Below are 12,979 nucleotides of genomic sequence, written 5' to 3'. Positions count from 1 at the left end.
AGTTTTAGTTTACCAGATTATAGTATAATTAATAGTTGAATGTCCTTTAGGAATTTCTATAAGTAATTCATTTTTCCCATTGCTGTATCTAATAATAGGTTTAAGAGTTTCTCCATCTGGGAAAACAATATAATAGCTTTCGTTGTTTATAATAAACGTGTTATTTTCTAATGCTTTTATACTTTCTCCATCTGCAATTTTATGCCACATTGAGGATTTTGATTCAGAAGTAATTACTCGATCGATACCTCTTATTGCTTTTGCAGAGGCTTTAAAGCTATGGGATATTTCATTTCCATTAATTTCGAATGAAAACACGGGTAAACCTTCATTTTTAAATTCATAACCAATTTGTTTAAATGTTTGGTTGTTATCTAAGGCTTTTGGCCATGCGTTATTCTTAGAATTTAATGAAGCGAAATCTAAATCGCCATGCAATGAAATAGGAAAGCCCATAGGTTCTCCACGTTGATGTTCCCCTCGAGAATGCCACATTTGTGTAGCATCTAAGAAATCACCACTCCAAACATGGAGTAAAGAGCCTGTTTCTAAATCTAAACTATAATTCAGTTTTTCAACTAATCCAACCGATATACAATGCGAGCGTTTAACACCTTTGTGGTTTAAAAAACTACGTTGTGTAAGTGGCTTTTCTGTCACGTTTAAGGTAATTGGCTTTATTGGGTTGTTCTTGCTTAGAGTTGTAGTTCCTGTTTTTAATAAGGAATAACGTTGCATTTTTGGTCCTTCAACAAAAAAGTCGAAACCACGGCGCCATATTATGGGTTTGTTATATACTAGGTTGTAAGTAACTTGGCCTTTTTTTAAATGGACTTTATTAAATTGTGTAGTATTCATATCAAAGTCGCCATTCATTTTTATTACAGTATCATTCTCAATGATTAAGTACGTACCGCCATTAACCGCAGCTTCAAATAAATAGTCTCCAGATGTAGGTATGTCTAGCTTCCCTGAGTAACTTAATACTTTTTGGTCCCTTACATTAATCCTCATTAAAGGAGAAATAGAGTCTGTTGTATGTGTTTCAAGAAGTTTAAGATCTTCTATGTTTTTTAAAACAGAAAGCTTTTTAGAATTATTGTAAATTTTAAGCTCAGATTTTTCGATGCCAATTTTTTTGTCTTCATAAAGTTTATATTTTATGTTTTTAAAAGCAACAGGTCCATGATCGCCTTGAATCATTAATGGCGCATAAGACGCTTCTTCTTTTGCAGCGCTAGCACGAGTAGATCCAGTAAGCTCTACGTTTTTCTGAATTAAAATATTATTTAACCTAACTTCTTCAAACCAAGCGTTTTTAATTTTTTCGCCTTTTTCATTAAACTTTGGTGCATGAAAAATAATTTTTAAATGTTGCCATAAACCAGGGGCCTTGGCGGCATTTACTAAAGGCGAATGTCCTTCGTAGCCTTCTTTTCCTTTTTTAGCATCTTTGTTCCATCGTTGATAAACACCTCCAATGTCGTTGTGTTTAGGATGTTCTACACCCCAACTATCAAATAACTGAATTTCATATCTACTTTGAAAATAAATACCAGAATTAGATTTTATGGGCATCATAACATCAAGTTCTAACTCAATATCACCATGTTCGAAATTGGTAAATATATGTTTGTTCTGCTCTTGGTCGTGTTTGTTTATTAAAACGCCTTCGCCCTCATCTGGTATAAGTGCTTTTTCTTTACTTCTATTAGCAGCTACACTTCCGGCTATTTGCCAGTTTTTAGTAGTTGGTCTAAAATCTAATAAGTCTTCTAACTCAATATTAGTAAACGGTAATGTGTTAAGTGTTTCTTCTTTTTCATTAACAGTTTCTAGCAGTTTTGTTTCTTCTTTTTCGCAAGAAATTATCAACGAAATAGCAAAAAGAAAAAGGAGTTTGTTTTTCATATGCTTATTTGGTTAGATAAAGTTGGTTTTTTTTGACTTGCGTAAATGTATTGGCTTTTAGTTTTTACACGTTGTTCATATGGTCATTTGTATGCCAAATATGGTTATTAAAATTTATAATTTAATTGTAGTAAAGTAGATCGAGGTAAAATAGGAACTACAATAAAGCTAGCATCTGGATTTTCGTTTATATACTCTGTAGTTACCCCATTGGCATTGGCTCCAAAAGTATTAGCACCAAAAAAGTTAGCAAGACCATCAGAATTAAAAAGATTGCTAACTAATAGATTAGCGCTTATATTCTTATTTATTTTATAACCTAAGCCAGCATCAAAAACACTATAGGCATCTAATTGAAAAGCATTAGCAATATTACCTTCGCGTTTACCAGTGTATTTCCATTTAAAAAACGACGACACTTTGTCTTTTGCGTATTCAGCCGATAAATTAAACATTAACTTAGGGTTGAATGCTAGCGTGTTGCCAGAGTAATTAGTTGTGCTATCATCATCTGCATCAACTGTTGCACCAGCATCATAAATATTCCATTTTGTAGCTTTAGGGTCTTGTAAAACACCGTTGAATCGAAATGTAAAATACTGAATTGGATTATAACTGGTTTCCCATTCCAAACCTAAATTGCGCGAGCTGTTAAATTGAATTGGTGTATAGAAAATACTGCCAGATTCATCATCAAATTCAAAATTAGAGACTCCAATATTTTTTAATTCACTCCAAAATAAAGTACTAGTAAATGAAAAGTTTTTTAATGCAGATTTTAAACCTATTTCAACTTGATTGATTTCTTGAACTTCTCCCGCTTGGTTTATAGGTACATTTGCAAAATTGTTAAAATAATAGTTTAGTTCGGGAGCTTTGTTACCTTGAGATAATCGACCAAATAATGAAGCATCATCGGTTAGTTTATAATTTAATCCAACAGAATAGGATACATAGTTGTAATTGTAATCAAAGTTGTCGCGCTCGCCAGTTGGTGTTAAAATATTATTATCATAGGCTGTAGTTTCATCGCCATCTAAACCGCCATCTTGAGTAAATGGCGCATAACGGTCATTACTTCCTTTATGTGTTATTGATTCATAACGTAACCCTAAATCTAAGTTTAATTTATCAGATAGTTTCCAACGGTCGTTTGCAAAAGCCGCGATTTGACTAATTTTTGCGCGACTGTTTGTAAAGAATAAACCACCATAATTACTAACCCCAAATTCATCAGATAATGCGAGAACAGTCTCTCCAGGATTCTCTAAAGTTACTTGTAGCATACGTGGGTTATTTTCGTAGGTTGAAAATGCAAAACTACCTTGAGTAAATACAGAAGTGTTAGAGAAACCAGTGGCAAATCCAAAATTTAAATCATGATTAGTCCATTCTTTTCTTAGGGTTAATTGTTGCATGAATTCATCGGCATCATTGTCTTTATACCAGGTGGAGGTTCCCATTATAGCATCATTTGGTAAATAGCCATCAGTTAAATACTCAGAAGGGTCGCCACTAAAAATACCGCTATTATCTATTCTAGCTAATACGTTTCCAGAGTTCGCATCTTTAAATACAATTTCCCCAACAGGAAAAGGGTTTCCGTTACTTACGAGGAAATAAGGTATAAAGTCACTAATGGAGACAAAAGCATTACTAATAGAAGTTTGCCAGTTTGCGTTTTTGGCAGAAAATTTCATGTTATTTTTAACAGACCAATTATTTCCTAAGTTTTGAAACAAATCAAAGCCAAAGGCTAAATCTTTAGCGTGAACACCATTGGCAGGGTTAAAGCTATTTGTGCTGTTTAAATTTCTCCCATCTGGAATAGCGGCATTAAACTCAGGCATTAATAAGGCGGTTGCGTTAAAATTTTGACCAAAGGCAGCTTCTGGGTTGTTCCAATTTGTTGCGGCTACACCATTGTATCTATTGGTGTAATCGTTTAAATATTTACCATATAATTTAAAATAGCCTCGAGCGTTTTCCTTTTTAATATCGAACTTAAATTGTCCGCCTTTACTAAAGGTGAAATCGGTGTTTCTTGCGCCATCGTTATGGCGGTAATGCCCGCCAGCATTAAAAAACCAGTTGTTTCCAAAACCGCCACCTAAAACAGCATCGGCACGGTAAAACGGGTTGCCTTCTCCTTGAACACCATTTTGTAATTGTATTTCACCATTTAATTTTTCAGTAGTAGTTCTAGAAATAAAATTATAAACACCACCTGGTGCATTCATTGCGGTTATAGAAGCGCTTCCGCCACGTAAAGCTTCTATTCTAGATGTTGTTAAATCTACACGATGAAACAAATCTGGTCCGTAGTATGAATGTTGCACTAAACTAACAGGTAAGTCATCTTCCTGTAACGATACGTAATACCATCCCATATCATCTTCGGCTGCAGCCGAAATACCACGTGTATAAACTCTAGTAAAAACCTCTCCAACCGAAGCATCGGTAAATGTTCCAGGGATATTTTGAAGCAAATTAGCAGTTCCTTGTGGATATACCTGTTTTATTGATGTTGCGTTTAACGTAGTTACCGATGTGCTAGATTCAAGTTGGGTTTTAGGGGCGAAATTGCCTGTAACAACCACGGTATGCAGATTTAATATATCTGTATTTAGGGTAAAGTTGAAATCTGTGCTATTTGAATTAACCGTTATTTGGTCGTTAATGGTTTTAAAACCTATATGAGATATGGTTAAAGTGTAGCTCCCATCAGGAATATTTGGTAAGGTGAAATTACCAGTTAAATTAGTAGTGCTAAATATATTTGGTTCCGTATTAAGAATGATATTAACGCCTGAAATAGGTTGGTTATTTGTGTCTTTTATGCTTCCGTTTATAGTATTTTGAGCAGAAATAAAGAGTGCATTAGTTGCTATTAAAATGTAAATAATAAGTTTAAAATGATTCATAATATGTCTTAGGGTAGTTATTGTTGGTTGTTTAGTTGTTTAAAGTGAAAGCAAATTTATAAAAATATAACCTCATTAATGTTGGTAATAAGTGACTGAAATATTTTAAATATTTCAGTAGTTAAGTTTAGTAAGAAAATAGTCATTTAATTTTAGATTATCTATTTTTGATTAATAATACTTAAGCTAAATACACTATGATAAAGGCACAATACTCAAGAGTAAAAAAAATAATCAATTTTATACTTTGTGGTTTGTTTGTGATTTTTGCTGTACTTCAGTTAAATGACCCAGACCCAACACTATGGTTTTTAATTTATTTAATTGTAGCAATTATCGCGTTAGTTTCTAATTATATGGTTGTTCCTAAATTGGTAATTGTTTTGATTTGTATAGGCTTAGTGGTTTATGCGGCAATGCATTTTAGTTTGTTGCTAGAGTGGTTTCAAACGGATAATAAATCTGAGATTTTTGGAGAAATGGTTTATGAAAAAGCATATTTAGAAGGTTCAAGGGAGTTTATAGGTTTAAGTATGGCACTCGCTGCGTTATTGTTTCAGTTGAAAAAGTAAACGTTTAAAGTTGTTTTTTTTCTCGGGTAGAATTGTGAGAATAGTATAGCTTGTTTGTCACTGTTTAATTAACTAATTTGCAATAGAATTGTTTAAATAATTTCAGTGAAAGTAAATAAGATTAAAATAGAACCGTTTAAAGGTGATGGTATTGTGTACCATGCCGATACTTGTGTGCCTTTACTGGATGCTTTCAATAGAAAAAAAATAAAATTTAAAGCCTTAGCGAGACACACATATCCTGGAGATCGCTTAGATGAAAATACAATAGGGCTTAATAGTATTGGTTATTGGGACGCAAGTGTTCCTCAAGATTGGGGTTTAGATTGGCACAGAAATGAAGGTATTGAGTTTCATTTTTTAGAGTCGGGTAGTATGCCTTATGCTCAAGAAAACAAGGAAGTTATACTGGCGCCAAATCATTTAACAATTACGCGTCCGTGGGAAGCTCATAAAGTAGGAAATCCGCATGTTGGGATGGGTAAATTTTATTGGGTGATAATCGATTTGGGTGTGCGTAGGCCCCATCAAGATTGGGTTTGGCCAGATTGGATAACCTTAACGCCATCAGATTTAGATCGATTAACAACTATACTTAGGCAAAACGAAAAATCCATTTGGAAAACCGATCAAAAAATTCGAGATTGTTTTGCTAGAATATATAAAGCTGTTAATACAGATCAGTCTGGAAGTAATGCATCAAAAATAAGATTACTTGTAAACTATTTATTAATTCTATTATTAGATTTATTAAATACCGATGATATTGTTCTAAACGAATCATTAACAGATAGTTCTAGAAGTGTTAAATATTTTTTGGATGAGCTAGGAAATAATCTTTCCGAAAACTGGACTGTGGAGCTTATGGCAGAATCTGCAGGCGTTGGTGTTACTAGGTTTACGCACCATTGTAAGCGCTTAACAAATGTTACGCCTATGCGCTATTTAACCATGAAAAGGTTAGAATTAGCTAAAAAATTACTGCTAGAACAGGGTGAATTGTCTATCTCGGAGGTAGCCTATATGTCCGGATTTACTACAAGTCAATATTTTGCAACTGTATTTAAAAAACACGAAAAATGTTCGCCAAATAGTTACCGCGTAGCGCATGCAATTTTGGAGTTGGAAGGTGTTTAAAATCTTTCATTGAATAATTATACACATTGTTTTAATTTCTTATGCCTATTTTCACTAGGTATAATTTACTGTAAATATTCTTTTAAAATATTACAAAGTAAGTTCTACACTCACTAAACTAAATATTTTAAGATGGAAAACATTAACAAAGGAAGACTCTTTCTTGGGAGTTGCCTTGCTTTAATTACAACTGCAATGACTTTTGCAATTCGAGCAAGATTAGAAACCGTTTTTGGGCCAGAAGGCGTAGGACTTACACTAGAGCAAATTGGTTATGCATTTACACCCGCTTTTTTCGGGTTTACCTTGGCTATGATTTTTGGTGGTCCGATGGTCGATTTTTTAGGAATTAAAAAAATTACATGGATCGCTTTTATAGCGCATGCTATAGGTATTGTTTGGACTATCATGGCCGACTCCATGACGTCTTTGTTTTTGGCAACCTTATTTGTTGGTATTGGTAACGGTATGGTTGAAGCGGCACTAAACCCAATGGTGGCCTCGATGTATAGCGATCAAAAAACTAAAATGTTAAACCGTTTTCATGTTTGGTTTCCTGGAGGAATCGTTATTGGGTCTATTGTAGGTTGGTTGGTTATGGATGTTATGGGCTTAAGTTGGCAAGTAATGGTGTCTACACTTTTTGTGCCTTTGTTTGCTTATGCTATTTTGTTTTTCGGACAAAAATTCCCAGTTACAGAGCGTGTTCAAATGGGTATTAGTAATAAAAAAATGTTTTCAAGTGTTGGTAAACCCTTGTTTATATTTATGGTATTATGCATGTTTTTAACGGCAGCATCCGAGTTAGGAACCACACAGCGTATAGAATCCCTTTTAAAAGAATCGGTAGCGGTACCTTTATTGGTGTTGGCATTTATTAACGGTATTATGGCTTTAGGTCGCTTGTTTGCGGGTCAAGTAGTGCATAAGTTGAAACCATCGGGTATGCTTTTATATTCGGCAATATTCACCTTTATAGGACTGTGGTTATTAACAATTACTAGCGGTGGAATGACTTTTGTTGCAGCAGCAGTATTTGCAGTAGGTGTAACATTCTTTTGGCCAACCATGTTAGGTTTTGTGGCAGAATATTTGCCGGAAACAGGAGCGCTAGGGCTTTCAATTATGGGTGGTGCAGGTATGTTTTCTGTATCATTAGTACTTCCTGTTATGGGGAAACTTATGGATGATGCAAACGCATCCGAAGCCTTAAGAACTATGTCTATATTGCCAGCAATTCTTATTGTGGCTTTTATTGGTTTAAATATTTATATGAAAAAAAGAGAAAAAGCATAACAAGCTTAAAGTAGCTTGTTAGTGTAAAAATAACGCATTTCAACTTTTTTTATATAAACATTAATAGGGTTGAAATGAGTGCATAATAAAAAATAAATTAAAATAGTAATGGCAAAAAAAATTAAACTCGGAATATTAGGAGGTGGAGGCGATTCGCTAATTGGAGTGCTTCATAGAGTAGCTTCGGCAATGCATGATCAATTTGAAATTGTTGGTGGTGTTTTTAATCCTGATATTAATGAAAGTATCGCTTTCGCGGAAAAAATAGGCTTACCTACAAATCGAATTTATAAAGATTTAGATGCCTTTGTTGAAGGGGAATCAAAATTGCCTGAAGATGAAAAGATTCAAGTAGTTTCCGTTTTAACGCCTAATTTTTTGCATTTTCCAATGGCGAAAAAATTGGTAGATAATGGTTTTCATGTTATTTGCGAAAAACCTTTAACGACTTCATTAAAAGAGGCAGAGATCCTAGAAGAAGCTGTTAAAAAAGCAAAAATAGTATTTGCCGTAACCTATACCTATACAGGATATCCAATAGTTAGGCAAATGCGTGAAATGATTCAATCTGGCGTAATTGGCGAGGTTCATAAAGTAGATATTCAATACTATCAAGGTTGGATAAACCCAATACTTCATGATAAAGAAGTTCGTAAAACTATCTGGCGATTAGATCCTACAAAAGCAGGAATAAGTAGTTGCATAGGCGATATTGGTACCCATGCTTTTAATATGGCAGAATACCTTACAGGTAACGAAGTTAAGTCTATCTTGGCAGATCTTAATACGCGTTACGAGGATGTGCAACTTGATGTTGATGGTACGGTGTTAATTCGTTTTTCCGATTATTCAAAAGGAGTTATTAGAGCAAGTCAAATAGCAACAGGCGAAGAAAATGGACTTACAGTTAAAATTTATGGTTCTAAAGGTGGATTTAATTGGGAGCAAGAAAATCCTAATTTTTTATACCATTTAACCGATGATAAACCAGTGCAAATATTAAAACCGGGTCATGCTTATAATGGTGAGGTATCTTTAGATGGTACAAAATTGCCTCCAGGACATCCAGAAGGTATATTCGATTCTATGGGCAATATTTATTATGGCGTAGCTAAAGCAATTCGTGGTTTAGATTACGATAAAGGTGAATTCATAAATGTTTATGATGGTGTTCGTGGTATGAAGTTTATAGAGAAATGTGTAGAGTCGAACAAGTCAGGTAATGTTTGGTTAGATTTATAAAAGGAATTTAAGAGATGAAAACAATAAAAGGACCAGCAGTTTTTTTAGCGCAGTTTGCAGGAAGTGAAGCACCATTTAATAGTTTGGATGGTATGTGTAAATGGGCTGCCGATTTAGGTTATAAAGGTATTCAAATACCAACATGGGAGTCTAGTTTAATTGATGTTGAAAAGGCTGCCGAAAGTCAAACCTATTGCGATGAGCTTATAGGAAAAGTGAACTCGTATGGTTTAGAAATTACAGAACTATCAACGCATTTACAAGGGCAATTAGTAGCTGTAAATCCGGCATACGATTCTATGTTTGATGGTTTTGCACCAGAACATGTGAGAGGTAATCCTAAAGCTAGAACAGAATGGGCCATCGATTTTGTTAAAAAAGCAGGAACAGCAAGTGGACGATTAGGTTTGAAATCGCATGCTACATTTTCGGGAGCTTTGTTATGGCACACGGTGTACCCATGGCCACAACGTCCGCAAGGTTTGGTAGAAATGGGCTTTGGGGAATTAGCAAAACGTTGGACACCAATTTTAAATCATTTTGATGAGCAAGGGGTCGATGTTTGTTATGAACTTCATCCAGGAGAAGATTTACACGATGGTGTGTCGTTCGAACGGTTTTTAGAAGCTACAGGAAATCATAAACGCGCTAATATCCTTTACGACCCTAGTCATTTTGTCCTTCAGCAATTGGATTATTTAACGTTTATCGATTATTATCACGATCGTATTAAGTCCTTTCACGTTAAAGATGCCGAGTTTAATCCTTCGGGAAAACAAGGGGTTTATGGTGGTTTTTCAGATTGGAAAGATCGCGCTGGCCGTTTCCGTTCTTTAGGTGATGGTCAAGTAGATTTTAAAGGCATTTTTACAAAACTTACTAAATATAATTGCGATGTTTGGGCTGTTATGGAATGGGAATGTTGTATAAAATCGTCAGATCAAGGGGCTCGAGAAGGTGCACCATTTATTCAAAAGCATATTATTGAAGCTGCCCAACGTAGTTTTGATGATTTTGCTGGAGGCGAAATTGATGAAAATTATTTAAAAAGCATCTTAGGTATTTAATGAATAAAGCCTTTATACTTTTAATAGCCTTAATTTTTACGTCTTGTAGTAGCAAGGTTGTTCCTGTGGATTCTAATCAAAAAGTGGAATCTGCTGAAGGAATTACAGAACCAAAAAAACCAAAAGATACTGAGGTTTGGGAGCCTAAGCCTAAAGTTGTTCTTGTAAACGAGGAGACTAAAATCCCATCGGATGCTATTGTGCTTTTTAATGGTAGAAATTTTGATGAGTGGGTATCTTCCGTCGATTCTTCTCAGGTAACATGGGTTTTAAACCCAGATAAAAGTATGACGGTTAAAAACAAGGCTGGCGATATACAGACCAAGCGTAATTTTGGCGATATTCAGCTTCATATAGAATGGAAATCTTCTGAAGAGATACGAGGTCATGGACAACATCGTTCTAATAGCGGTGTGTTTATGCAAAACAGATATGAGGTGCAAGTTTTAGATAATAATGATAATGAAACTTATGTAAATGGTCAAGTAGGATCTATTTACAAGCAGGGAATTCCGTTGGCTAAGGCGTCCGCAAAAACAGGACATTGGAATGTTTATGATATTATTTATCATGCACCTAAGTTTGACAGCGCTGGTACTAAAATAAAACCTGGTAGCATTACGGTATTGCATAATGGCGTGTTAATTCAAGACCACTACAAAATTAAAGGCACTACCGAGTTTATTGGTTGGCCAAAAAATGAAGCACACGGTAAAGCGCCAATAAAATTGCAAGACCACCGCGATAATAGCGGTGTAAGCTATAGAAACATTTGGGTAAGAGAATTATAAAAAAATAGAAATTATGATAAATCGTATTGTTGTATTACTAATAAGTCTTTGTTTTTTAACAACAGGCTATGCAAGCAACCCTATTAAGGGGAAAATAAAAGTGCTGATTGTAGACGGACAAAATAACCATACGGTATGGCCAAAATCGACCATAATGATGAAGCAGTATCTTGAAGAAACGGGCTTGTTTACGGTAGATATTGCCAGAACAAAATATTTAAATAATAGTGAAGAAAACAAAAGTTGGTTAGGGTATGCAAAGGTACCTGAGGGTATTGAGGGTAAGCCTAAAACCGATCCGGATTTTAATCCAAAATTTTCAAAATATGATGTGGTAATTTCTAATTTTGGGTATAGAGCCGCATCATGGCCAGAGCAAGTACAACAGAATTTTGAAAAATATATTAAAAAGGGCGGAGGTTTTGTCAGTGTTCATGCTGCAGATAATAGCTTCCCGGAATGGAAAGCTTATAATGAAATGATTGCCATAGGCGGTTGGGGCGGTCGCACCGAAAAGCACGGTCCTTACTTATATATTGATAAAGAGAATAAACCAAAAAAGGATTATAGTCCAGGAAAAGGTGGTACACACGGTAAAAGAGAGGCTTTTCCGGTAACAAATTATAATACCGAGCACCCAATTACAAAAGGAATGCCAAAGGTTTGGATGCATGCACCAGACGAATGTTATGCTTTTCTTAGAGGGCCAGCCGAAAATGTAACTATTTTGTCAACAGCGGTATCTACCAAGAAAAAACCAGAATTGGAACAAAAAGAGCCTGTAGCTATGGTTATAAATTATGGTAAAGGAAGAATATTTCATACGACTTTGGGGCACGACTCAAAATCATTTGAATGTGTAGGCTTTATAACCTTATTAAAAAGAGGTGTAGAATGGGCAGCAACAAATAAGGTAACCCAAACGGAATTGCCTGAAGATTTTCCTTCTGCTGCAAAAACATCTTTAAGACCATTTGTTTTACCTAAATAGAGCGTTGTAAATATTTAAGAAATATTAAATATATGGATGTTTTTGATGGTAAAAATGCTAGATTAATATAATTGCACAATATTAAATATAAATTTGCTCTATTTTTTATATTTAATGTTGTGTAATCCATAATTAGTTGTAATTTTGCGGCTTATATTAACGAAAGGGGCTCACGCCGACGATTTAGAGTTAATAGTTAAGGTAGTTATTCAGTGAAAACAGGAAACAACATATCTCTTATCTCTTTTGTTTTAGTATCTATTACTAGAACAGCTGTTGTGCGTTTTCCTCAAACTCGCCCCTAGGGGCTATTCAGTTTAAGAAAGCTATTCGCTTTCGAAGTTTCGTTATTTTTTTGGAATAGATTTTTTAAGTAATTATTTTATTATAAATACTTAATCTAATCGATTGTTTTAAGGTCATTTTTTTTGATTTTGAATAAAATAAAAATATACCTTTAAAGGGGTTGTAAAATGGATACTATATTGGATACAGATATTATAAGTGTTATAGAGAAAGCTGAAGCCTATTGTTTTGATGAAGACATAGAGATAAAGCTCGTTTATAAACTTTCTAATAAAACGTTAGAGTTAATTTCAGAACGCTCAAAAGAGCTCTCTACATTGTATTATGTAGATGTAGACATGCTAAGAACGCGTGCTGAAAATGGCTGTTTTATATTGAAGAAAAATGATAGAATTTATGGTCATATTTTTGTTCATGAGCACCAAGTAAAAGGGCATTCTGTATACGAACGTACTTCGCTGTGGGTAGATCGCGAATGTCGTAATTATAACCTTGGGTTGTTACTAATGTCTAGAATGACCGAGTTGTTTTCCAATTCCTTTTTAATTTCGGTGGCACAAACTCCTAAAGTACATCATTATAATGAGTTAATAGGGATGACTCATGTTACCTTAGCTAAAATGTCTGCGGGATTAGTTGAAGAACTTGAGAAGCTCGGAAAATTAAGGGACGAGTTAAATTTCAAGTATTATGTTAATGAATGTTTCAAGTCTGAAATAGGTCATTTAACACAAATTTAAAT

The 12,979-nt window shown here is 34.5% G+C and carries 10 protein-coding genes; 8 read left to right on the top strand and 2 right to left on the bottom strand.

Translation table 11 applies throughout. The features are described from left to right. Positions 1 to 9 precede the first annotated feature (9 nt). Entirely contained in the window at positions 10 to 1,911 is a 1,902-nt protein-coding gene (locus AAFN75_RS04650; RefSeq protein ID WP_411808450.1) for a DUF1080 domain-containing protein, read from the bottom strand. A gap of 107 nt (positions 1,912 to 2,018) precedes the next feature. Further along, the gene (locus AAFN75_RS04645) at positions 2,019 to 4,835 is read right to left on the bottom strand and encodes a TonB-dependent receptor domain-containing protein (protein WP_411808449.1); all 2,817 of its coding nucleotides are present in this window, start codon (positions 4,833 to 4,835) and stop codon (positions 2,019 to 2,021) included. Positions 4,836 to 5,032: 197 nt separating this feature from the next. On the opposite strand from AAFN75_RS04645, the gene AAFN75_RS04640 reads away from it, so the two are divergent. From AAFN75_RS04640 to AAFN75_RS04605, 8 genes are all read left to right on the top strand, one after another. Further along, a complete protein-coding gene (locus AAFN75_RS04640) occupies positions 5,033 to 5,407 on the top strand; it encodes a transmembrane 220 family protein (protein WP_411808448.1) in 375 nt (124 codons plus the stop codon). A gap of 105 nt (positions 5,408 to 5,512) precedes the next feature. Further along, positions 5,513 to 6,544 (top strand): helix-turn-helix transcriptional regulator, encoded by a 1,032-nt coding sequence (locus AAFN75_RS04635; RefSeq protein ID WP_411808447.1) that lies wholly within the window; start codon positions 5,513 to 5,515, stop codon positions 6,542 to 6,544. A 132-nt stretch (positions 6,545 to 6,676) separates the two neighbouring features. Next, entirely contained in the window at positions 6,677 to 7,840 is a 1,164-nt protein-coding gene (locus AAFN75_RS04630; protein ID WP_411808446.1) for an MFS transporter, read from the top strand. A gap of 108 nt (positions 7,841 to 7,948) precedes the next feature. Continuing rightward, positions 7,949 to 9,082, top strand: a complete 1,134-nt coding sequence (locus tag AAFN75_RS04625; protein ID WP_411808445.1) for a Gfo/Idh/MocA family protein — start codon at positions 7,949 to 7,951, stop codon at positions 9,080 to 9,082. Positions 9,083 to 9,096: 14 nt separating this feature from the next. After that, positions 9,097 to 10,149 (top strand): sugar phosphate isomerase/epimerase family protein, encoded by a 1,053-nt coding sequence (locus AAFN75_RS04620; RefSeq protein ID WP_411808444.1) that lies wholly within the window; start codon positions 9,097 to 9,099, stop codon positions 10,147 to 10,149. Continuing rightward, on the top strand, positions 10,149 to 10,940 hold the full coding sequence (locus tag AAFN75_RS04615) for a DUF1080 domain-containing protein (protein WP_411808443.1): 792 nt from the start codon (positions 10,149 to 10,151) through the stop codon (positions 10,938 to 10,940). The genes AAFN75_RS04620 and AAFN75_RS04615 overlap by 1 nt, the downstream gene beginning before the upstream one ends. Before the next feature lie 13 nt (positions 10,941 to 10,953). Then, a complete protein-coding gene (locus AAFN75_RS04610) occupies positions 10,954 to 11,931 on the top strand; it encodes a ThuA domain-containing protein (RefSeq protein WP_411808442.1) in 978 nt (325 codons plus the stop codon). 473 nt (positions 11,932 to 12,404) lie between these two features. After that, the gene (locus AAFN75_RS04605) at positions 12,405 to 12,977 is read left to right on the top strand and encodes a hypothetical protein (RefSeq protein WP_411808441.1); all 573 of its coding nucleotides are present in this window, start codon (positions 12,405 to 12,407) and stop codon (positions 12,975 to 12,977) included. Positions 12,978 to 12,979 lie beyond the last annotated feature (2 nt).

This window comes from Algibacter sp. AS12, from assembly GCF_046736315.1.
Lineage (GTDB): Bacteria > Bacteroidota > Bacteroidia > Flavobacteriales > Flavobacteriaceae > Algibacter_B > Algibacter_B amylolyticus.
Note: the sequence above shows the minus strand (reverse complement) of the source record. Positions and strands in the feature narration are given on the sequence as shown.

Coding starts and splice junctions, on each gene's coding strand:
- AAFN75_RS04630 (WP_411808446.1), top strand. CDS start 6,677: ATGGAAAACATTAACAAAGGAAGACTCTTTCTTGGGAGTTGCCTTGCT.
- AAFN75_RS04650 (WP_411808450.1), bottom strand. CDS start 1,911: ATGAAAAACAAACTCCTTTTTCTTTTTGCTATTTCGTTGATAATTTCT.
- AAFN75_RS04605 (WP_411808441.1), top strand. CDS start 12,405: ATGGATACTATATTGGATACAGATATTATAAGTGTTATAGAGAAAGCT.
- AAFN75_RS04615 (WP_411808443.1), top strand. CDS start 10,149: ATGAATAAAGCCTTTATACTTTTAATAGCCTTAATTTTTACGTCTTGT.
- AAFN75_RS04620 (WP_411808444.1), top strand. CDS start 9,097: ATGAAAACAATAAAAGGACCAGCAGTTTTTTTAGCGCAGTTTGCAGGA.
- AAFN75_RS04640 (WP_411808448.1), top strand. CDS start 5,033: ATGATAAAGGCACAATACTCAAGAGTAAAAAAAATAATCAATTTTATA.
- AAFN75_RS04625 (WP_411808445.1), top strand. CDS start 7,949: ATGGCAAAAAAAATTAAACTCGGAATATTAGGAGGTGGAGGCGATTCG.
- AAFN75_RS04610 (WP_411808442.1), top strand. CDS start 10,954: ATGATAAATCGTATTGTTGTATTACTAATAAGTCTTTGTTTTTTAACA.
- AAFN75_RS04645 (WP_411808449.1), bottom strand. CDS start 4,835: ATGAATCATTTTAAACTTATTATTTACATTTTAATAGCAACTAATGCA.